This is a genomic window from Limnobacter humi (assembly GCF_024518835.1).
Taxonomy (GTDB): Bacteria; Pseudomonadota; Gammaproteobacteria; order Burkholderiales; family Burkholderiaceae_B; genus Limnobacter; species Limnobacter humi.
This window is the reverse complement of sequence record NZ_JANIGO010000003.1, coordinates 422,927-441,975: the sequence shown is the minus strand read 5'-3', so window position 1 is coordinate 441,975 and position 19,049 is coordinate 422,927. Positions and strand designations below refer to the sequence as shown.

23 protein-coding genes are annotated in these 19,049 nt (G+C 55.3%); 13 read left to right on the top strand and 10 right to left on the bottom strand.

What is annotated here, in order from left to right; translation table 11 throughout:
* Nucleotides 1-85: 85 nt before the first annotated feature.
* Both NQT62_RS11360 and NQT62_RS11355 read left to right on the top strand, forming a co-directional pair.
* Nucleotides 86-277, top strand: coding sequence for a TIGR02450 family Trp-rich protein (locus NQT62_RS11360; RefSeq protein ID WP_256764821.1), 192 nt, complete (start codon nucleotides 86-88; stop codon nucleotides 275-277).
* Between the two features lie 55 nt (nucleotides 278-332).
* Nucleotides 333-989, top strand: a complete 657-nt coding sequence (locus tag NQT62_RS11355) for a glutathione S-transferase C-terminal domain-containing protein (RefSeq protein WP_256764820.1) — start codon at nucleotides 333-335, stop codon at nucleotides 987-989.
* 131 nt (nucleotides 990-1,120) lie between these two features.
* On the opposite strand, the gene NQT62_RS11350 is transcribed toward NQT62_RS11355, so the two are convergent.
* The gene (locus NQT62_RS11350; RefSeq protein ID WP_256764819.1) at nucleotides 1,121-1,963 is read right to left on the bottom strand and encodes a DUF3047 domain-containing protein; all 843 of its coding nucleotides are present in this window, start codon (nucleotides 1,961-1,963) and stop codon (nucleotides 1,121-1,123) included.
* 11 nt (nucleotides 1,964-1,974) lie between these two features.
* On the bottom strand, nucleotides 1,975-2,466 hold the full coding sequence (locus tag NQT62_RS11345; protein ID WP_256764818.1) for a flavodoxin family protein: 492 nt from the start codon (nucleotides 2,464-2,466) through the stop codon (nucleotides 1,975-1,977).
* Between the two features lie 117 nt (nucleotides 2,467-2,583).
* Here NQT62_RS11345 and NQT62_RS11340 point away from each other — a divergent pair, with 117 nt between their 5' ends.
* Genes NQT62_RS11340 through NQT62_RS11330 form a run of 3 tightly spaced genes read left to right on the top strand, consistent with a single transcriptional unit; the run spans nucleotide 2,584 to nucleotide 5,160 of the window.
* Entirely contained in the window at nucleotides 2,584-3,402 is an 819-nt protein-coding gene (locus tag NQT62_RS11340) for a hypothetical protein (protein ID WP_256764817.1), read from the top strand.
* A gap of 36 nt (nucleotides 3,403-3,438) precedes the next feature.
* Nucleotides 3,439-4,377 (top strand): porin, encoded by a 939-nt coding sequence (locus tag NQT62_RS11335; RefSeq protein WP_256764816.1) that lies wholly within the window; start codon nucleotides 3,439-3,441, stop codon nucleotides 4,375-4,377.
* Nucleotides 4,378-4,386: 9 nt separating this feature from the next.
* Nucleotides 4,387-5,160, top strand: a complete 774-nt coding sequence (locus tag NQT62_RS11330; protein WP_256764815.1) for a hypothetical protein — start codon at nucleotides 4,387-4,389, stop codon at nucleotides 5,158-5,160.
* Nucleotides 5,161-5,206: 46 nt separating this feature from the next.
* On the opposite strand, the gene NQT62_RS11325 is transcribed toward NQT62_RS11330, so the two are convergent.
* On the bottom strand, nucleotides 5,207-6,457 hold the full coding sequence (locus NQT62_RS11325) for an SMP-30/gluconolactonase/LRE family protein (RefSeq protein ID WP_256764814.1): 1,251 nt from the start codon (nucleotides 6,455-6,457) through the stop codon (nucleotides 5,207-5,209).
* A 116-nt stretch (nucleotides 6,458-6,573) separates the two neighbouring features.
* On the bottom strand, nucleotides 6,574-6,999 hold the full coding sequence (locus NQT62_RS11320) for a MarR family winged helix-turn-helix transcriptional regulator (RefSeq protein WP_256764813.1): 426 nt from the start codon (nucleotides 6,997-6,999) through the stop codon (nucleotides 6,574-6,576).
* A gap of 146 nt (nucleotides 7,000-7,145) precedes the next feature.
* Between NQT62_RS11320 and NQT62_RS11315 the strand changes: the two genes are divergently transcribed.
* From NQT62_RS11315 to NQT62_RS11300, 4 genes are all read left to right on the top strand, one after another.
* Nucleotides 7,146-8,363 carry a cation:proton antiporter gene (locus NQT62_RS11315; RefSeq protein ID WP_256764812.1) on the top strand — a complete coding sequence of 406 codons (1,218 nt, stop codon included), beginning with the start codon at nucleotides 7,146-7,148 and terminating at the stop codon, nucleotides 8,361-8,363.
* Between the two features lie 72 nt (nucleotides 8,364-8,435).
* Nucleotides 8,436-8,765 carry an ArsR/SmtB family transcription factor gene (locus NQT62_RS11310; protein ID WP_256764811.1) on the top strand — a complete coding sequence of 110 codons (330 nt, stop codon included), beginning with the start codon at nucleotides 8,436-8,438 and terminating at the stop codon, nucleotides 8,763-8,765.
* 109 nt (nucleotides 8,766-8,874) lie between these two features.
* Nucleotides 8,875-9,657, top strand: coding sequence for an SDR family NAD(P)-dependent oxidoreductase (locus tag NQT62_RS11305; protein ID WP_256764810.1), 783 nt, complete (start codon nucleotides 8,875-8,877; stop codon nucleotides 9,655-9,657).
* A 52-nt stretch (nucleotides 9,658-9,709) separates the two neighbouring features.
* Nucleotides 9,710-11,635, top strand: a complete 1,926-nt coding sequence (locus tag NQT62_RS11300; protein ID WP_256764809.1) for a B12-binding domain-containing radical SAM protein — start codon at nucleotides 9,710-9,712, stop codon at nucleotides 11,633-11,635.
* On the opposite strand, the gene NQT62_RS11295 is transcribed toward NQT62_RS11300, so the two are convergent.
* Together NQT62_RS11295 and NQT62_RS11290 are read right to left on the bottom strand one after the other, a co-directional pair.
* Nucleotides 11,602-11,853 carry a DUF1653 domain-containing protein gene (locus NQT62_RS11295; RefSeq protein WP_256764808.1) on the bottom strand — a complete coding sequence of 84 codons (252 nt, stop codon included), beginning with the start codon at nucleotides 11,851-11,853 and terminating at the stop codon, nucleotides 11,602-11,604. The genes NQT62_RS11300 and NQT62_RS11295 overlap by 34 nt on opposite strands.
* A gap of 25 nt (nucleotides 11,854-11,878) precedes the next feature.
* Entirely contained in the window at nucleotides 11,879-12,334 is a 456-nt protein-coding gene (locus tag NQT62_RS11290; protein ID WP_256764807.1) for a GlcG/HbpS family heme-binding protein, read from the bottom strand.
* A 181-nt stretch (nucleotides 12,335-12,515) separates the two neighbouring features.
* Between NQT62_RS11290 and NQT62_RS11285 the strand changes: the two genes are divergently transcribed.
* Nucleotides 12,516-13,997 carry a flavin-containing monooxygenase gene (locus NQT62_RS11285; RefSeq protein ID WP_370569173.1) on the top strand — a complete coding sequence of 494 codons (1,482 nt, stop codon included), beginning with the start codon at nucleotides 12,516-12,518 and terminating at the stop codon, nucleotides 13,995-13,997.
* Nucleotides 13,998-14,039: 42 nt separating this feature from the next.
* Complete coding sequence (locus NQT62_RS11280; RefSeq protein ID WP_256764806.1) at nucleotides 14,040-14,870, top strand: phosphatase PAP2 family protein; 831 nt, start codon at nucleotides 14,040-14,042, stop codon at nucleotides 14,868-14,870.
* Here NQT62_RS11280 and NQT62_RS11275 read toward each other — a convergent pair.
* Nucleotides 14,836-15,468: a hypothetical protein gene (locus tag NQT62_RS11275; RefSeq protein WP_256764805.1), complete on the bottom strand. Its 633-nt coding sequence runs from the start codon at nucleotides 15,466-15,468 to the stop codon at nucleotides 14,836-14,838. The genes NQT62_RS11280 and NQT62_RS11275 overlap by 35 nt on opposite strands.
* A gap of 46 nt (nucleotides 15,469-15,514) precedes the next feature.
* Between NQT62_RS11275 and NQT62_RS11270 the strand changes: the two genes are divergently transcribed.
* Together NQT62_RS11270 and NQT62_RS11265 are read left to right on the top strand one after the other, a co-directional pair.
* On the top strand, nucleotides 15,515-15,709 hold the full coding sequence (locus NQT62_RS11270) for a hypothetical protein (protein WP_256764804.1): 195 nt from the start codon (nucleotides 15,515-15,517) through the stop codon (nucleotides 15,707-15,709).
* Nucleotides 15,710-15,726: 17 nt separating this feature from the next.
* Nucleotides 15,727-16,296, top strand: a complete 570-nt coding sequence (locus NQT62_RS11265) for a YggT family protein (RefSeq protein WP_256764803.1) — start codon at nucleotides 15,727-15,729, stop codon at nucleotides 16,294-16,296.
* Between the two features lie 14 nt (nucleotides 16,297-16,310).
* Here NQT62_RS11265 and NQT62_RS11260 read toward each other — a convergent pair whose 3' ends face one another.
* From NQT62_RS11260 to NQT62_RS11250, 3 genes are all read right to left on the bottom strand, one after another.
* Nucleotides 16,311-17,423, bottom strand: a complete 1,113-nt coding sequence (locus NQT62_RS11260; RefSeq protein WP_256764802.1) for a hypothetical protein — start codon at nucleotides 17,421-17,423, stop codon at nucleotides 16,311-16,313.
* A 173-nt stretch (nucleotides 17,424-17,596) separates the two neighbouring features.
* Nucleotides 17,597-18,073 carry an outer membrane lipoprotein gene (locus tag NQT62_RS11255; protein WP_256764801.1) on the bottom strand — a complete coding sequence of 159 codons (477 nt, stop codon included), beginning with the start codon at nucleotides 18,071-18,073 and terminating at the stop codon, nucleotides 17,597-17,599.
* A 22-nt stretch (nucleotides 18,074-18,095) separates the two neighbouring features.
* Entirely contained in the window at nucleotides 18,096-19,037 is a 942-nt protein-coding gene (locus tag NQT62_RS11250) for a carbohydrate kinase family protein (RefSeq protein ID WP_256764800.1), read from the bottom strand.
* Nucleotides 19,038-19,049 lie beyond the last annotated feature (12 nt).

The following is a 19,049-nucleotide window of genomic DNA, read 5'->3' as shown; positions in this document are numbered from 1 at the left end:
CAAAAAGAGAGATGTTCGCTCTATTTTTAAACTCAGGCCTGGGCCTATTTGAATCATGCGCCGTTTAAACCCTAAAAAACTCCTGTTGAGTAAATGGACTGCTGTAACGCCATTGCGCAAGGAAAAGCACTTCATTGTGAGCAGCGCGATTCGACCAGACGATGACAAACATCCCGTGGAGCAGTTTGTGCTTCAAGCTGTTCACTCCGGCAACGCTCAGGTCATCCACTGGCGTGAACTGCTGAACGAAGATCAATGGATTCAAGGTTGGAAGTGAGTTGATCGCATGACAAAACCCGCCACCAGCCCCACACCTCGGATCGCATTCAGCGGTGCCTGCAAACCCGGTGTTAGCCCTGCTGGATGCCTTGCTGGAAGACTACGCCGATGAATGGCTCACCAAGCCCATGTTCCATTACCGCTGGGCCTTTGAAGCCGATGTAGACCGAGCCAGCCGCATTGTGCCTTTGCCCATGAATATCCAAGTCAGCAACGAGGAACTGGCTTGGATTGCCCAGGCCTTTGGTGGACGGCAGGTGTCCCGCCTGGGTGTGGTCGGGTCCAACCCGGGTACTGCACCATTGATTGAGGCCAGTTACACGCGCCTGTTGGATATTCTGGAGCGCCACTTTGCCAGCAACGCTTTCCTGATGGGGCGCAGGCCCGGCGCTAGCGACTTTGCACTGTACGGCCAGTTGAGCCAGCTCGCCTTGTTTGACCCAACGCCCATGGCGCTAACCTGTCAAACAGCACCCCGCGTGGTGGCTTGGACCCAGTGGGTGGAGGACCTTAGCGGCTTGGAGCCTATCGATACAGATTGGGTAAGCCCATCCGCCTTACCCTCCACGGTGACAGACTTGTTGGCTGAAATGGGCCGCACCTATGTGCCTGTGATGCTGGCCAATGAGCGGGCTTTGCAAGCGGGTGAAAAGGCCGTGACTGCGGCGGTGGATGGCCAACCCTGGGTTCAGCAAACCTTCCCATACTAGGCCAAATGCCTTGGCTGGTTGCGTCGAGACTTTGCCGCATTGAACACGCAAGATCAGGCTCAATTCATGAGCCTGATTTGCGATACGGGTTGCGAGCCTTTGTTTGTGATTTGACGGGGTGAATGCGCCACTCAGTCACCAACCCATTGCAGGTCTGCCACGTAAGCCCGGCTGCTGCCTTGGGTGTTGTCTGCATCGCCCATAATGGCCACGTTCAACAATTGGCCGGGCGCTTCACCAAACGCCTTGATGTAGTCTTCGCGGATGTTGCGGTCAAATGTCCACCATTGCCCTTCGCCCTGGGGTTCGCCACGCACTTGCAATGCTTTAATGCGCACCGTCTGGGTGTGTTGCGAGGTCACAATCTCCATGGGTTCTACACCGGCCGCCACTGAGTACATCAAGGTGGCAAATGGGGCAGGTCGGCGGGTAAAGGCCTCCAGCCGTTGCAAAAACGCCTGGTCGGCTTCGCTCAAGTTGCTGCGGTTTCCATCAAAGGTGAGCACCACGCGAACGGGCGAGTCCTCCAGCGCCCGGTCGCGGGTTTGTGCTTTGGGATTGCCTTCGGCCACCCACCATTTCCAGCGCAAACGGCTGTTGTTGGTCACTGGCTTATTCATGGCATACACCAAGGATGAAGCCGATGATTTGGCATCCACCGTGAGGAAGCGCTGGCCATTACTCGCGCATTGCTGCAAGCCAAAGCGGGTGGGCAACTTGAATGGAAAAAAAGTGAGGTGTTGCCAGCCTTTCAGGGGGCTGTCATCGGGCAGGCCATACACCGGTGCAGGCTCGGTGTTCAATAGTTGAATACTGGTCGTGGCGGGGTGTACGTCCAATTGCGCGCAGGCAGCTTGGCGTTCAGTGGCCAGCGCTGTAGCGGTTTCATCGGCCGGGTGCAACGGCGCATTCACACTGCTGCAGGCGCCGAGCATCAGTACAAGGTAGGGTCCAACATAACGTAACGTTTGCATGCTCAACCTGTTCAATAAATTCCCATCACCAAACCCGCTGCCATGGCAGCACCCAGTTCGCGGCCGTGTTTCAGATTGGTCTCATCAATCACTTTGGCTTGGGCAATACGGTCTGGAGTTTGGGCGTGCGTGCACACCACCACAGGTTGCCCCACGGCATTTAAACGCCAGCCGGTTGCAATGCGCTGAATTTGCCGCACAGCACCTTGCCCGTCGCTGCCTGCGCACACAATCAGGGCGTAGGCCCGCCCGGTGATCTTGTCCAGCACCGGGTAATAGCAACGTTCAAAAAAGTCTTTCATCAGGCCCGACATGCTGCCCAACATTTCAGGGCACACCCACACCAAGCCATCGGCATTCAACAGGTCTGCCGGGTTCGCCTGCGGCGCTGACAGACAAGTCACTTGGCAATCGGGCTCACCCTGTGCGCCCAAGGCCACGGCCTGCGCCATTTGCCGTGAGGCCCCTGTGACTGAATGATAAATGATGGTCAGGTGTTTCATGTTGCAATATCGGTGACAAGCACCACCGCTGCTTGTACCCATGTCGTCTTTTTGTACGATTTTCCGCGCCCAGTGCCAAACCTATACTGGGGCACTTCGTCGATTTGGGTCAGTTGCATGTGTGCGTCACCGTTCAGTGGTTGGATTTTTCTTCGTCACCGTGCCCGCAATCTCTTGATGGCTGGCTTTCTGGGTTTGGGCCTGCTGGGTGGTTGTGCCATCGTCGACTTTCAAAATGCGATTGTGCCCGGTTTTCGCAGTGTACTCAAAGGCGACAATGGCAAAGAGGCGCTGGCCTCACTGAACCAGGAGCAGCGGGACACCTTGCTGTACTTCACCTACGGCAATGATTACCTTTACCTCTCGCCCGCGCAACGCGACAGCATGTTTGCCGATTCACGGTCATTTTTGTGGAACATTGCCGCCCGTTTCGATGTGTACCTCAGCGTCTACATGGACAACCTATTGGCTGGCAAAAAGGTGGATATTCCGGATGGCAAAGGCGGGACAATCAGCCTGAAGGCTGAGCCCAGCATGATGGAAGAACTACAGGCCCGAAAGTTGGAGATTGACCAGGCCATCAAGGCGTGGCCCACCGTCCGACAATTGAACCTTGGCCTCAACAAAGCAGCGGTTGATGAGCGTTTGGCCTTGATTAAACAACGGGTGGGGTCTTCGGCTTTCGATACGTTGAAGTCGGGCCGTGCGCGCACGCTGACCAGCCTGGTGTACGACGATGCGGCGTTGGCCAAGTTCCTGACCGACGACCAGACAGCTGTCCAGGCTGTGCAGACCGCATACAGCGAGTACGGGTACGACAATGAAGTGCGGGGTTATGACTTCGACAATACACCCACAGCCATATTGACCTTCGACCAATTGTTAAAGCAACTACAACCCGTGACCGCGTTCCCAAGCACCCGCATTGGCAGTTGAGCCCAATTCAATCCATTTGTATCGAGGATCATCTTGATGACATTCGCACACCCTTTCATTCGCAACGCTGTGTTGGCCGCAGGTTTGTTGGCTTTGCATGGTTGGGCTTCCGCCCAGCAAATTCCTTCCGACCTGGTTCCAGCCAAGGGTCCCAAGCTGGGCCCATACACCGGGCCTCGGGACATCAAGCCTTTGGGCGATGTGGATCTACCCTTTTTCTCGGACATCAAAGTGAAATTTGAGTTGGGTCAAAGCCAGTCCGACTCCAATGACCCCAGCCTTCCGTCCGCCTCAATCGACGGCACGGATGCCACTGTGATGGTGTCCAGCCGCTTGGGCAGCAAGGGCTTTGGAGCGGTCAGTGTGGGTTATGTCAAGAATGAGTCTGACTCCCAAATTGTGGCTTTCCCCCTGCAACTCACCGGCAATGCGCGGCAGGACCAGTACATGCTCACCCTGGGCTACACGCCGCTGGATTGGCTGGCGGTGGGTGGGTTCTATGGAAAGAACAGTCTGTCTGGCAGCTATCAATTTGTATTGGGTGGTCCGCCCACCGATACCACCGGTGACACTGACATTGCCGGTGCATTTGTGACGGCATTCCTGCCCTATCAGGATTGGTTGTTCAGTGCGGGCTATTCGCATGTGCGGTCTAACCAGCAGCAAAATTATGGCAACGGCAACACGCCACCCTCGCAACAGGCCGTGGTCGACGTCGACACCTTGTCGGTGGGGGCCAATTACAACGTCGGCAATGGCTGGTTGTTTAAGTCGAACTTGGCCAGCAATTTCACCGATGGGCGTCAACCGTTGCCCACCGAGCCGGCATTGGACAAGCAGTGGTTCACCCTGGGGCTGGGTGTTGATTACAAAATCAATTCGAAATGGACGGCCGGCGTGAATGCATCCACGTGGTTGGCGAATTCCAAAACGGATTACAGCCGCGTGGGTGTGTCGTTGGTCTATTCGTTTTAAGGGGGCGGTATGAACAGCGTAAAACGTTGGATTGCCCCTGTTCTGCTTGGCGTGGCCCTGTTGCAGGGGTGTGTGTCTGTGGACCGCATGGACCAGGTGGCTTATGGTTTTTTGTTGAAAACCGAGAATGGCGATGTCAAGGAAATCGATAACCTTCTGGCTTTGGCCGACAACGAGAAGCGGGAGTCCTTGGTTCGAAAAATTTATGGTGATGATGCAAAGTACCTTTCCCAAGCTCAGGTTGATGACATGTTCTCCAACACCCGGAGTTTTATTCTCAATCTGCTGGGTGGAAAAGCTGATGAACTGAAGGCCATGCTCATTGAAAAAGCGGTGGAACTCTTGCCTGACGACAAGGGTGTCAATACCGCCTACGGAAAAATCGCACTGAACAACGCGCAGGCGAAATTGCTGGAAGATCTTCTGGGGCTGCTCGATTTTTCCAAGGCGAATTGGGAAAAGATCAAGGCCTTGAATATTCAACAAAACAAGGCGGCGATTGACGAGCGGGTGGACTTGTTGAAGCAACGGTATGGGGACGCTGGTTACAAACTGCTGGAGCAAGGCGATCCTCAGCAATTCAGACGCCTGGTCAGTGGTGTATCCGACAAAGAATTGATCATGGTGTTGACCGATGATGATGCTGCCAAACGGGCACTGAACAATGCGCGAATTGCTTCTTTTGATCAGGATTACAAGGGCAATGCCATGGCCGATTTCAATGCAGGTATTCAAAACCTGGGTCCGGTCATTTTCTCGCCCACGTCTCGAATTGGTTCCTGATTGAATGTCATGAAACAGGGCCAGGCGATTGCCTGGCCCCTGCACTTTAGGGTTGGGTATTGACTGCGATCAATTGCCCTTTGGCCTGAGGATTGCCTTGAAAGGCGCCACCATCGGTCACCACATACAAGGTGTTGGCGTCCTGCAGGGTTTGACCAAAAGCCGCCGCAGTGGGGCCCAGCAGCGATTGTGCCTCGCCCCCCACGATGGTTCGTTCTCCGGTTGGCGTTACTTTCACCAGCGTGTTGTAGGGGTGGGTGGTGACGTACACATTGCCTTGGGCATCGATGGCAAAGTCATCACCTGGAATACCTTTGGCCAGCACCCGGGGTTTTCCCAGTTGGCCTTGTGCATTCATGGTGAATTCAAGAAGGGTTGTTCTGTCCGATACGGTCACGAACATCGATTGCCCTTGGAAGTGGAGGCCATTGGCACCCGGGGCCAGCGCAATCCATGGCCGGGCACGAAGTTCATCACCCTCAAAAGCTTTCTCGATGCGCCCGGTGTTGGGATCGATTTTCCAGACAATGCCCAAGTGGCTATCGGGGGAATACAACTGCCCATCGGGACCCAGGTCCAGCCCATTTGGCCAGGCATCTTCCGGGAACTTGGCGAGTACTTCTGGCTTTTGGTTGAGCGCCAAGCGCCACACCACTGATTGTTTGCCGTGGCTGGTCATGAAGATGGTGCCGTCATGGCGAACCACCGGTACCCCTGCGGTGGTGCCTTGTGGTGTTTTGAGCAAGGTGCGTGTTTCACCGGTTGGCGACCATTGCAGCAGTGTGCCCTCGGCTGCTTGGTAATAATCGCTGGAGTCCAACCGCAGTCCTTTGTTGGTGGTCAGCACAATCTGCCCCTGGGCGCCCACAGCAATGCCCTCTAGCGACTCGCCCGGTTCGAAGGTTTTCAACACGCGCGTTTGCATAGCCCGGGTTGGTAAGTCGTCGGCCTTGGGCAGCAGCAGCACCTTCAGTCCCAGTGGTTGCAACAGGGCAACGGCCAGCGCCAGCAGTGCAGCAACCCCCAAGGTCCATGGCCTAACGCTTGAGCGAGTGCTGCGCATAACCCGGGCATGGATGATCACCGCAATCAGCGACAGGCTTGCCATGAAAAACGCGAAAAACGGAACCATCAAACCAGCCACATTCCCAAGGCCCGCCAGTATTGAGCCCAACCCGCTGGCCACTTTGCGAAAACGTCCGGGGGTGTGGTTACGAAATTCCCTCACCGAAGAAATGCCCATGGCCATGAGTGTTGCGATTAACCCCAGTTGCGTTAAGGTCGTTAAGGTATTCATGAGTTACTCCTGAATTGGTTTAAAAGTAGCTTCCTATCGATTTAAATGGATCCGCGCAATGAAGTTGAGCGGGATGTGCTTATTCTGTAGCTTCCTATCTAAATGGTTAAAAAAACTCAAGTCAGTGAATCGAGATTGCGCTCGATCCGTGCCAGCAACTTGGTGAACTGTTTCCGTTCTTCTTTGGTAAAACCAGCAAACATCTGCTCAACCAATTGGTCACCTGCATCGCAAAATTCTGCTGAGTAACAAATCTCTCGGGCCGCATCGGTGATTGCAATCGATTTGGTTCGGGCGTCGTCCGCATTGGACCGTCGAACCACATGTCCGTTTTTCTCCAGAACATCGACAATATTGGTCAATGTGGGGGAGGTGACGGCGAGCCTACGCTGCAATTCACGGTGCTCGATGTCGGTCTCGTGCATCAACAATTGAAGGACGTCAAACTGCCCACCCGTGAACCCAAAAGGTTTCACGGTGTTCTCGAGTGCCCGGCGCAGCGCCAAATAGGCGCGCTTGAAATCAAGTGTGGGATGCGACATTTCGGTAGTATCCTATCGTTGTTAGAACGGACTGTCAATGGATTCGTCAAACAAGACCTTGGGTGTTTCCCAGCGTGGTTCCCAGCGTGGTTCGGGGTGTCATGCCGGTCATGCTAAACTCGATCGAATATTTTGAATGGTTTGCCATGTCCCTCCTATCCAGCCTGTTGATCTTGATTGTGGCGGCGCGTTTGTTTGGCCGTTTGTTTGCCCGTTACAACCAGCCTGAGCTCATTGGTGAAATCTTGGCCGGTGTGTTGCTGGGCCCTGCTGTGTTGGGTTTGATCAGCCCCAACAAGGCGTTGGCAGGGATTACTGAGTTGGCGGTGTTCCTCATCATTTTGAGTGCCGGGCTGGAGATGCGCCTGGCCGACATTGTGAGCGCGATGAAGGGCCGCGGCTTGGTGTTGGCAGCGTTGAGCTTCATCATTCCGTTTGGCGGCGGCATTGTGGTGGCCCAGGCTTATGAGCTGGATGTGATGCGCATGGTGTTTTTGGGTTTGTGCATTTCCATTACTGCGTTGCCGGTGGCGGTGAAATTGATGGAAAGCTTGGGTGTGTTGCATACACCGATTGCCAAGTACGCGCTGGCCACAGCGATTGTGAATGACGTGGCGGCCCTGTTTGTGCTGGGCATTGTGTTGAACCTGCCCGAAAAAATCACTGTCAACGATGCCCTGGACACGGTGGGCATTGCCACCTTAAAACTGATGGTCTTTGCCGCGGTTGTGTATGCCCTCAACAAGCTGCTGGAATGGTTGGATGCCCGCAATTTCAGTGTGGCCACTTTCCCTGAAACCATGATCCGAATATTTGGTCCAGAGGCGCTGTTCGGCATTGTGGTGGTGTTTGTATTGGTGTTTGGCACCATCAGCGAGGCCCTGGGCTTTCACTTTGTGATCGGTGCATTTTTTGGTGCGCTGTTTTTGGACAAGCGGCATTTTTTAGCATCGCGCTACACCGACCTGCAAAATACCTTGGGTTCGATCACCAACGGTTTTTTGGCGCCTGTATTTTTTGCGTACCTCGGCCTGGAGTTTCATTGGTTCTCGCTCAGCGATTGGGATTTCCCGCTGATCGTGATCGTGATTTCCGTGTTCACCAAAATGCTCTCGGGCTGGTTGGGCGGTGCCATCGTGGGCATGGGTTCGCGTGAGGCCATCGGCCTGGGTTGTGTGCTCAATGGCCGTGGCGTGATGGAACTGGTGGTGGCGGGCATTGCCTACCAAAAAGGGTTTATTGGCCCCACCATGTTTTCAACGCTGGTGCTGATGGGCATTGTCACCACCTTCTTGACGCCGATTTTTTTCAAGCAGGTGTTTTCTGGGGGGTTGCTGGAGCAGTATCGAAACCGGCACCGTTGACAACATGGCGCTTTATTGATTTAATGTGTTTAAACGCATCAACATGTTTTAAATTCCTGAGTATTCACCTTCATGAGTAAAGTCGGCAAGCTGCACTGGACTTTAAAAGACGTCAAAAAGTCGCTGGACCGCTGCGCGCCACTGTTCCATGCCTTGGGCGATGTCAACCGGCAAGCCATTCTGCTGCTGTTGGCGGAGTTTGAGCGTTTGAATGTGAGCGAGATCAGCGAACGGGTCAGTTTCTCGCGGCCCACTGTGTCGCACCACTTGAAGGTGCTAAAGGAAGCGGGGTTGATTGCTGCGGAAAAAGAGTCCCGAGAGAATTACTACACCTTGGTATGGGACGAGCCGATTGGTCAGTTGAAAACATTGATAGAACAGGCCGAAGTGGCTTGTTCTTAAAGTTTGTGAAGGAACCGTGCCCGGGGTACCACAAAGACCCTGGGTTTTTAAAGATTGAATAGGTTGATATGTTTAAACATATCGGTATTGTTACAGTGGGAGAATCACCATGAAACAGTGGGCATTGGTTACTGGCGCATCGTCGGGCATTGGGTTGCATTTTGCGGAACAGTTGGCCAAGGGGGGCGTGTCGCTCATCATTTCAGCGCGCAGCGCTGCCAAGCTGGATGAGTTGGCTGCCCAGTGGCGAAGTCAGTATGGTGTTCAGGTTGAAACTGCGCCTGGTGATTTGTCTCGCCAGGGTGCAGCCGAGGCGTTGGTGGCTACAGTGCGGGGCAAGGGCATTGCCTTGAACTACCTCATCAACAATGCGGGCGTGGGCGTATTTGGTGAGTTCAAGGACAACGACCTGGATGGCGAGTTGGCCATGATGCGCTTGAACATGGACTCGCTCACCATTCTGACCAAGCGGTTTTTGCCCGACCTGATCGCCAACCGCGGCAAAATCCTGAATGTGGCGTCTACAGCGTCATTTCAGCCTGGTCCTTACATGGCGGTGTATTACGCCACCAAAGCCTATGTGCTCAGTTTTAGTGAGGCGCTGGCCGAGGAGTTGGCACCGCATGGTGTGTCTGTCACCGCCTTGTGCCCAGGCCCCACTGCATCCGGCTTCCAAGACAAGGCCGACATGCACCATTCCGCCATGGTCAAGGGTAAACGCCTGCCCACGTCAGAACAGGTGGCGATTGAGGGTTATCAGGCCATGATGGGTGGTAAGCGGGTGTTTATTCAGGGCTTTATGAACTGGCTGATGGCACAAAGCGTGCGCTTTACGCCTCGGCGCGTGGTCACCGCCTTGGTGGCCTTTTTGACCCGCCCCACAAAGGTTTGAGTGTCTCGCTGTCGATTTGACCCACAGGCTGGGCATGGCCGATAATTCGGGCATGTCCAAATCTGCCTTTACGGTGTTGTCGCTCATCCCGCCGATGACGCAGCTCAACACACCATACCCCTCCACCGCATACCTCACCGGTTTTTTGCGCTCGCAAGGCATTCACGCCGTGCAAGCTGATATTGCCTTGGGTTTGGTGCTTCGCCTCTTTTCGCCGGAAGGATTGGATGCGATTGCCGATGAAATTGAGGCGCAGCCCGAGGTGACCGAACGTGTGGCGGCCTTCATGGATCGCTTTGACCAGTACCGGGCCACCATTGGGCCCACCATCCGGTTTCTGCAGGGAGGCGATTCTACCCTGGCCCACCGCATCAACACCCGCAACTATTTGCCAGAAGGCGAGCGGTTTGATTCACTGAACAGTTATGTGGATGAGGGGGGCGATTCGCTGGCGTGGGCCTTTGGGGCTTTGGGGGCGCAAGACCGCGCACGCCACTTGGCCACGCTGTACTTGAATGACTTGTCGGATGTGGTTCGCGATGCGATAGATGAGCGTTTTGAATTTGTACGCTACGCCGAAAGCCTGGCCAGCGGGCAAGCCAGTTTCGATCCCATGGAATTGGCGCTGGAAGGCGACACCACCCTGGTGGATGATGTGTTGGTCAGCCTGGCACTGGAAGCCTGTGATGCGCATCAACCGGATTTGGTGCTGTTGTCGGTGCCGTTCCCTGGGGCCATGTACGCCGCGCTGCGCATTGGCCAGGCCATCAAGGCTGAGTTTCCCAAGGCGCACGTTTCCCTGGGTGGAGGCTACCCCAACACCGAGCTTCGTGAGCTGGGCGAGCCTCGGGTGTTCAACTATGTGGACACCATCACACTCGATGCGGGCGAACGCCCATTGCTGGCGCTCATTGAACATTTACAAGGCAAACGTGGCCCGCAGCGCTTGGTGCGTACGTTTGTGCGAACTGCAGAAGGCGCGGTGAAGTATGTCAACTGGGCCGAACCTGATGTGCCCTTTGAAGACGTGGGTACCCCCACCTGGGACGGTTTGCCCATCCACAGTTACCTCAGCCTGCTGGACATGCTCAACCCCATGCACCGCCTGTGGAGCGATGGCCGTTGGAACAAGCTGACGGTGGCCCATGGCTGTTACTGGAAGAAATGCAGTTTCTGTGATGTGTCGCTGGACTACATTGGCCGCTATGAAACCGCCACCGCCACGGAGCTGGTCAACCGCATTGAACGCATTGTGGAAGAAACCGGGCAAACCGGGTTTCACTTTGTGGACGAGGCTGCCCCCCCCAAATCACTGAAAGCGCTGGCGCATGAATTGCTGGAACGGCAGGTGTCCATTTCCTGGTGGGGCAATATCCGTTTTGAAAAATCCTTCACGCCAGAATTGTGTCAGTTGATGGCGCAAAGTGGTTGCATTGCCATCAGCGGTGGATTGGAAGTGGCTTCGGACCGTTTGTTGAAGTTGATGCAAAAGGGTGTGTCGGTGGCGCAGGTGGCGCGGGTCACCAAGGCGTTCTCCGATGCAGGTGTGCTGGTGCACGCCTACCTCATGTACGGTTTCCCCACACAAACAGTTCAAGACACGGTGGACGCGCTGGAATATGTGCGCCAGTTGTTTGCAGAGGGCTGCATTCAATCTGGTTTTTTCCACCGGTTTGCCTGCACGGTGCACTCGCCCGTTGGGAAAAATCCGGAAGCCTATGGGGTAACGCTGTTGCCGTTGCCCGAGGGTAAGTTTGCCAAAAACGATGTGGGCTTTGTGGACCCCACCGGGGTTGACCACGACGCATTGGGCAAGGGCCTGAACAAGGCCCTGTACAACTACATGCATGGCGTGGGGTTGGAGCAAAACGTGCGAAGTTGGTTCGACATGACCGTGCCCAAACCCACTGTGCCGCGCGATTACATCGCGCGGGCACTGAACGGTCAGGAATCGCTGTCCACCTTGGTGAAACGCTGAACCGGGTGGTTGTTGACCAACACTTTTTCAAAAAACACGGACATGGGACGGCACCAGGCCTGGTTCTTGTCGCCCTTGTCCAGCGGGTGATAAACCACCATTTTGCTGCCGTCTGATTCCAGAACGGCTTCGCAGATCACTTCGTACACACCGCCCTTGTAATGCCGGTAACGTTCACCGGGTTTGACATGGGGCTCCGCAACGGGCACTGCGCTCATGGTGGTCTCCTTTGAAGTTTTTGACTTACAGTGCACCGATGGCCGCCAGGCCGTGTTTGGCGACAAATGCATCCTGCGTGGAATGCATGCCCGATACGCCGATACCGCCCACCACTTTGCCATTGAGCAGCACAGGAAGTCCACCCTCCAGCGGGGTCATGCCGGGCATGGCCAGCAGGCGCGTACCCAGACCGCCACCGGCCACCAGTTCTTCGAACACCCGCGTTTCGCGACGGAAGTTGACAGCGCAGGTGGCTTTGGCAATCGCGATGTCCACACTGGCGCGCTGGGCATTGTCGTGGCGGTGCAGCATCAGCAGGCTGCCTGTGCTGTCCACAATGGCAATCACCATGGGCCAGCCTTCGGCATTGGCGCAGTCTTCGGCGGCTTTCATCATTTGAGCGGCCTGGGCTGCAGTCAGGGGCGTGCCGTATTCGGGGGGTAGAACGGTGGGCACAGTGGGGCGGGCAATTTCAGCCATGAACAATTCTCCAGAATGATTTTTCAAGACCAACAGTGTGGCGTGTGTGGCGCGGTACGGCAATGGGTGAAGTCCCGAGTGACAAAGCCGCTGGCCCGATTCATTTTTTCGGACAAAGCACTGGAAGGGAGCCTTGGGGGCTTCCCTTCAATGTCAAATTTCAGCAATCTAGGGTCCACAAATATTCCAATACATCAAGAGACACATGAACCACTTTGAAGAAGACATCCTGATTGTGGGCGCTGGCCTGTCGGGCATCAGTGCAGCCTGCCATTTGCAGAAGGAACTCCCCAAGCGCCGCTTCACCATCCTGGAACGCCGCACCAACATTGGCGGTACCTGGGACCTGTTCCGCTACCCCGGCATTCGGTCCGACTCGGACATGTTCTCCTTCGGTTTCAAATTCAAGCCATGGCGCAATGCGCACTTCTTCTCGCAAGGTGCGGATATTCGGGATTATGTCCAGGAAGCTGCGACGGAGAACAAGGTGTTTGACCACATCCGCTTTCAGCGCAAAGTGGTGAGTGCAGACTGGAATTCACGGGCCAAGCGTTGGATTGTGAAGGTGGTGAATGAAGCCACTGGCGAAGAGGAAACCTACCGCGCCAAATTCTTCTGGTGCTGCGCCGGCTACTACAACTATGACAAAGGCTACAAGCCCGACTTCCCCGGTGAAGACACATTTAAGGGGCAAATTGTGCACCCCCAACACTGGCCTGAAGGCCTGGACTACACCGGCAAACGGGTGGTGGTGATTGGCAGTGGTGCCACAGCCGTGACCCTGGTGCCCAGCATGGTGGACAAGGCCGCGCGAGTGACCATGCTGCAACGGTCGCCCAGCTATATTTTCTCGCTGCCATCGGTGGATGCCATCACCCAGGTGCTTCAAAAAACCCTGCCAGCCAACCTCGCTTACAAGTTGAACCGCACCCGCACCATTGGCCTGGCCCATGTCATGTTCAAGGCCTGCAAAAGCCGGCCAGCGGCCATGCGCAAATTCATCTTGAAGATGGTGGCTCGTCAGTTGAAAGGCTCGACTGTTGACATCAAGCACTTCAGCCCCAGCTACATGCCCTGGGACCAACGCTTGTGCCTGGTGCCCGACGGTGATTTCTTCAAAGCCTTGCGCGGCGGCAAAGCCGATGTGGTGACCGACCACATTGAGCGCTTTGAGCCGGAAGGTATTCGCTTGAAGTCGGGCGAATTGCTGGAAGCCGATTTGATTGTGACAGCCACCGGTTTGAATGTGCAGATGGTGGGCGGCATGAATTTGATGAAAGACGGCGTGCCCGTCAACTTGGGCCAGAAAATGTTCTACAAGAGCGTGCTGCTGCAAGACGTACCCAATGCGGCGGTCGTGCTGGGTTACACCCACGCCAGTTGGACATTGAAGTCGGATCTGGCCGCTGGTTTTGTGTGCCGGTTGCTCAAACACATGGACAAGCACGGGCTCACGGTGGCCACGCCGCATGCCGGTGAGGTACCGGTGGTCAATGAGCTGACGGTGCTGGGCGGTTTGAGCTCGAATTACTTGAAACGGGTCGCCGACCAGCTTCCTCGACAAGGGGCCACACACCCCTGGCGCAACAAGCAGGACTACTACCACGACCAAAAAGTGTTGCTGAAAGACCCGGTGGATGAAGACGGCTTAATGTTTGCTTAATCCCGCTTGAATACGCTTTGCCCTGTTTATAAGGGGCAAGGCGTGCAGCAGAAAACAGCAGGTGAGCAGAGGACCGGTTGGGGCCACGTGGGGCTCCTGATGCTGTTTGGGGTATTCATCGTCTACCTAAACCGCTACACCCGCATTGACTTCGACGTGGCCGACTGGTTTTACTCCAGCGCGCAACACGCGTTCCCCTTGCAACACCAGTGGTGGGCGGAGCAACTGCTTCACAATCGGTTAAAACACCTCAGCACTGTGCTGTGGTTTGCTCTGCTGGTGTGGATGTTGGCACAGCGTTATGTGCGGAAAGCGGGCTGGTCACATGCCGCAGTATTCGTGCTGATCAGCAGCGTTCTGTCGGCCGCGGTGGTGAGTCTGCTCAAAACCCGGTCCCTGCACAGTTGCCCCTGGGATCTGCAAACCTATGGTGGTCAAAGCACCTGGTTGCCTTTGTTTTACGATGCAACAGACAACGATTTGTCTCAGGCTGGGTCAGGCAAATGTTTTCCCAGTGGGCATGCCAGCGTGGGTTTGATGTGGTTGGGCGTGTTGTTTCTGCCGAGGATTCGACGGGCACTGGCCTGGCCAGAGGGGCGTTACCAGCGTACGTTGTCCATCGCCGTTGTGTTGCTTAGCCTTGTGGTCTGTGTAGTCCAATTGGTTCGGGGTGCGCACTTTTTAAGCCATGTGTTGGCCACCTTGTGGCTTTGTTGGGTCATCTCGCTGTCGGTTTCATGGGTTTATGCGCGACTATTTGTTGTGTATTCAAGACCTTACTGCTACTCTTCTCAGAGCAATTCTAAGAACAAGATGGGAGAGTCACTATGCCAACCACTCAGCGTGCCAAAGGATCAGCCAAGCCTGCCGTAAAGCCTGCGGCAAAGCCTGTGGCCAAACCTGTAACCAAGGCCAAACCCACAGCAGCCAAACCCGCTGCAAAGACCGCTGTAAAGTCTGCCCCCAAAAAAGCAGAACCTCCCAAACCAGTGAGCAAGAAATCAGTCGCACCAGCGCTTGGTAAAAAGGACGCAGCAAAGCCTGTATCCAAGTCAGCAGCCAACGCTGAAGTCAAAAAGTCTGTCGCCAAACCGACTGCCAAAGCGCCAGCAAAGCAGCCTGCGGTCACGAAGACCGCTGCAAAAAAGGCAGCGAGCACCGTGGTGTCCAAAGTCACCGCAGTGGTTAAAAAGGCAGTCAATTCTGCGAAAAGTACTGCAAAATCGCGCGCTTCGACGGTGAAGTCCACTGCGGTCAAAAAAGCCTCACCCGTCGTGAAAGCCGTGAAAAGCACACTCAAGCCGGTGCCTGATAAAAAGGTGAAAAGTGAGCCAAAGTCCGGTAAAATCGCGAATTCTCCTGCTCCAGCAAAGCCGGTGGTTAAGCCATCGGCCAAGCCAGCGCAGAAACCGTCCAAACCCCCTGTGGCCAAGCCTGTTACAACGCCTGCCCCGGTGCTTACATCACCCATGGTTGTTGAAGCAGCGAAGCCCCAGCCAGCTCAAGAAAGCAGTCCTGTGACCACCTCGATCAAATCGGCAAGCGCGTCGCGCAAGCCGTCCAAAACTGCCCTGTCGCCCGGCGAAGTAACCCCGTTGGCCTTGCTGACGCCAGTCAAGCCTGCACGCCGCCGCCGTTCGGGCGCTGCAAAACCACGTAAACTGAAAGGTGCAACCACCACCTGGCCGTTCCCCACGGGTTCACGGCCCTAACAGTTTCACGGGGGCATATGCTGCTGATTGATATTTTGCGCCTGGTGCTTGAGACAGCTGCCAGCCTTGTCGTTTTTTGCCTGCTGCTTCGCGCTTTGATGCAGTGGGTAAGAATTCACCCCAACAACCCCCTGTCACCGTTCATTTTTTCGATGACGGACTGGCTTGTAAAGCCCTTGCGCAAAGGTGTGCCTGGTTACGGTGGTGTGGATTGGGCCTCTGTGTTGGGTGCGTTTCTTGTGTCGTTTGTGCTTCACATGGTGCTGGTGGGGTTGTCGGTTGCCCTGTCTCGAAGCAGTCCGGGTGTGGCTGCATTGGTCACCTTTTCGATTCCCCTGGCTATTTTCTGGGTCATTCGCAATATCGCCTATCTGTTGATGGGCATTGTGTTGGTTCAAGTGGTGTTGAGTTGGGTAAACCCCTTTTCGCCCATGGCCGCCATTCTCAATGAGTTGTCACGGCCGTTTCTGGAACCGCTACGGCGGGTATTGCCGTCTATCGGCAATGTGGACTTGTCGCCGCTGGTGTTCTTTCTCATTCTGCAAATCGTGATGATGGTGCTGCAACGGGTGATGCCCGGGTTTTAAGCAGCAACCTGCCATCAAGTGGGCTCTGGCGGCGCAGCGTCGTCCGCCAAACCCGAATCTGCGCTGCCACAGTGCGCACAAAATTTGGTCAGTGAATTTTTCACTTCACCACAGCTGTTGCACCGGGTTTTAATACCAAATCCACAATGGGGGCAGTGCAAGGGTTTGCCTTCATGGGCCTTGATAAAGTCTGCAATGGGTTTTTCACAGCTTGGGCAGGCACCCGCTTTCAACTTCTTCATGGACGAGTCATACAACGCATCCTTGGACAACATGGCCTTGCGGGCCTGGGTGCTGGTTTTCTCCAGTTCTTTTTGACGGGCCAGGTAAGCGTTGAGTGCCTGAATGGTTTTCACACCTGCAAACACTGTCAGGCCAATGGCGCAAAGGCTGTAGACGTATTTTCCAAAACCGAAATCTGGAATGTACGGCGTGAGTTCAACAAAAAAGAAGGTAAAAGCCGCCGCAGCGAAGCCATATACGAATGGCCAGTAGGGGCCTTTGCGGTGTTTTTTGAGCGCATAGGCAGCGGCCAGCACCAGTGGCACGATCAGCGCCAACCGGATGAAGAACACCTTGAGGTCAAAGGCCTGTTGGGCTTTGGCCTCCGCATTGTCCAGGGTGCGCTTGAGGGTGTTCAGCGCTTGAATTTGAACCGCCGCGCCATCGCGCAAGGTGGCGATGGATTGTTGATCCTTCGCGATTTGTTCATCCAGAACCTGCAAATCTCGAAGGGCTTGGGCCACTTGGGTGTTCAGTGCTTTGATGCTGTCGTTGTACTGCACGTCTTGGCTGGCTGTGCGGCTTTCCAACAAAGACTGTTGTTGTGCTCGCAGGTTTTCGTAAACGCTTTTTTGGGCATTCCGCTGCGACTGCAGTGCATTCAGGTGAGTGTTTAATGGTGCAGTCTGATGGTTCAGCCTTTCCTCAACACCTTGCAGCTCTTTCAGACGAATACGGTCTTGTTCGCTGGCCGATGCGTAGGGAACCTGGCTTTGTTGGTAGGCCGTGGGTAGATCTTGCATCAAGGCAGAGCCGAAGCTCACCAGCGTGAAATAGAAGAAGACGCTGACCACCCAGAGAATTCGCTGGTGATTTTTGGCTGAACTGCTGATGTATGTGTTCAAGTTGAGTCCTTGTCAAACAGGGTACGACAACGGTGGGGCGATGCTCCATCTTTCGTGGTTTGGGCTTGCTGAAGGTTCATCCAATAAAAAACCCGCCCTCTGAATATAATCAGAGGACGGGTTTGGTTCAATCCGCAGAACGGATTGTGGGGTGATGTAGTTGCTTGTGGCTGTTAGTGACTAACGCGCGAAACACCGCCGTTGCTGACAATGCGGACGCGTTCGCCGGGGCGGAACTGCTCATCGGCATCCTGTACGTAGGCGCGCAATGTGCCATTGTCCATCTTCACAGTGATTTCCAGCCCAGGGCGGTTGGATAGGTTGCGTTCTGCAGCTTGACCTGCAATACCACCTGCCACAGCACCCAAAATGGCACCAGCTGCTCGCCCACTGCCGCCGCCAATATTGCTACCAGCCATGCCACCCAGCACGCCGCCAGCCAGGGTGCCCACGTTGTTGGTGTCGCCTTGGATCGTGACGTTGCGGACGCTTTCGACCACGCCTTGTTCGATAATTTGGGCACGGCGCGCTTCGCCCTCCCGGTATACCTGGCCGGAGGTGCTTTGTGTTGCGCAGCCCGCCAGGCCTGTCAAGGCTAGCAGGGCGAGCACAGCGGTGGTTTTGATTCGAGAATTCCGGCGTTGAGACATGGTGAAAATTCCTTTCAAATGATCAAAGTGACTCGCCAAATGCGGCTGCGTACTGTGCTGCAATGTCGTCGCGCGTGAGGTGGTAATTCTGGCCACCTTTGTGCGCAATTTTCAACGACCCCATTAAGCTGGCCAATTGGGCCGCTTTTCGGATGGGCATGCCTTGCGACAAACCGTACAACAATCCGCCCCGGTAAGCATCACCACAGCCTGTGGGGTCTGCAATCGTCTCTGCTTTAACGCATGGAATGTCCAGGCGTTGACCCTCTGTAAATATCCAACTGCCCTCCGCGCCCCGGGTAACCACGAGTGCCTTCAGACGGGTTGCGATCTGCTCCAGGCTGAGGCCGGTCTTGTCACACAACATCTTGGCTTCATAGTCATTGACCGCCGCATAGGTTGCAAGTTCCAAAAAACGGTCCAGTTCGGGCTTGCCGAACATGGGCAAACCCTGACCCGGGTCAAACACGAATGGAATGCCGGCGGCTGCAAATTGCTCGGCGTGTTGAATCATGCCGTCTCGTCCATCCGGGGCAATAATGCCCAGGGCAATGGGGCCGGCCTGCGCCACCGTGTTGAGGTGCGAATGGCTCATCGCACCCGGGTGGAATGCCGTGATCTGGTTGTCGTCGAGGTCGGTCGTGATAAAGGCCTGTGCGGTGAACTCGTCGTTGACAGTGCGCAGCATGCTGGTGTCAATCCCCAGACCTTTGAGGCGCTCCACATAACCAGCGCCGTCATGGCCAACCGTGGCCATGGGTACTGCCAAACCGCCCAGCATGTTTAGGCTGTAGGCAATATTCCCGGCACAACCGCCCCAGTCCTTTCGCAGCGTGGGCACCAGGAATGCCACGTTCAGAATGTGAACCTGATCCGGAAGAATCTGGTCTTTAAAACGACCTTCAAACACCATAATGGTGTCAAAGGCGATGGAACCGCAAATCAAGACGCGTGGACTGCTCATGGTTGGTGTGTG

Excerpts from the sequence above, each read along its gene's own strand:
- NQT62_RS11335 (WP_256764816.1), top strand. The coding sequence starts at position 3,439 with ATGACATTCGCACACCCTTTCATTCGCAACGCTGTGTTGGCCGCAGGT.
- NQT62_RS11325 (WP_256764814.1), bottom strand. The coding sequence starts at position 6,457 with ATGAATACCTTAACGACCTTAACGCAACTGGGGTTAATCGCAACACTC.
- NQT62_RS11310 (WP_256764811.1), top strand. The coding sequence starts at position 8,436 with ATGAGTAAAGTCGGCAAGCTGCACTGGACTTTAAAAGACGTCAAAAAG.
- NQT62_RS11330 (WP_256764815.1), top strand. The coding sequence starts at position 4,387 with ATGAACAGCGTAAAACGTTGGATTGCCCCTGTTCTGCTTGGCGTGGCC.
- NQT62_RS11340 (WP_256764817.1), top strand. The coding sequence starts at position 2,584 with ATGTGTGCGTCACCGTTCAGTGGTTGGATTTTTCTTCGTCACCGTGCC.
- NQT62_RS11345 (WP_256764818.1), bottom strand. The coding sequence starts at position 2,466 with ATGAAACACCTGACCATCATTTATCATTCAGTCACAGGGGCCTCACGG.
- NQT62_RS11265 (WP_256764803.1), top strand. The coding sequence starts at position 15,727 with ATGCTGCTGATTGATATTTTGCGCCTGGTGCTTGAGACAGCTGCCAGC.
- NQT62_RS11300 (WP_256764809.1), top strand. The coding sequence starts at position 9,710 with ATGTCCAAATCTGCCTTTACGGTGTTGTCGCTCATCCCGCCGATGACG.
- NQT62_RS11305 (WP_256764810.1), top strand. The coding sequence starts at position 8,875 with ATGAAACAGTGGGCATTGGTTACTGGCGCATCGTCGGGCATTGGGTTG.
- NQT62_RS11315 (WP_256764812.1), top strand. The coding sequence starts at position 7,146 with ATGTCCCTCCTATCCAGCCTGTTGATCTTGATTGTGGCGGCGCGTTTG.
- NQT62_RS11275 (WP_256764805.1), bottom strand. The coding sequence starts at position 15,468 with ATGGGTGATGTAAGCACCGGGGCAGGCGTTGTAACAGGCTTGGCCACA.
- NQT62_RS11320 (WP_256764813.1), bottom strand. The coding sequence starts at position 6,999 with ATGTCGCATCCCACACTTGATTTCAAGCGCGCCTATTTGGCGCTGCGC.
- NQT62_RS11295 (WP_256764808.1), bottom strand. The coding sequence starts at position 11,853 with ATGAGCGCAGTGCCCGTTGCGGAGCCCCATGTCAAACCCGGTGAACGT.
- NQT62_RS11255 (WP_256764801.1), bottom strand. The coding sequence starts at position 18,073 with ATGTCTCAACGCCGGAATTCTCGAATCAAAACCACCGCTGTGCTCGCC.
- NQT62_RS11290 (WP_256764807.1), bottom strand. The coding sequence starts at position 12,334 with ATGGCTGAAATTGCCCGCCCCACTGTGCCCACCGTTCTACCCCCCGAA.
- NQT62_RS11350 (WP_256764819.1), bottom strand. The coding sequence starts at position 1,963 with ATGCAAACGTTACGTTATGTTGGACCCTACCTTGTACTGATGCTCGGC.
- NQT62_RS11250 (WP_256764800.1), bottom strand. The coding sequence starts at position 19,037 with ATGAGCAGTCCACGCGTCTTGATTTGCGGTTCCATCGCCTTTGACACC.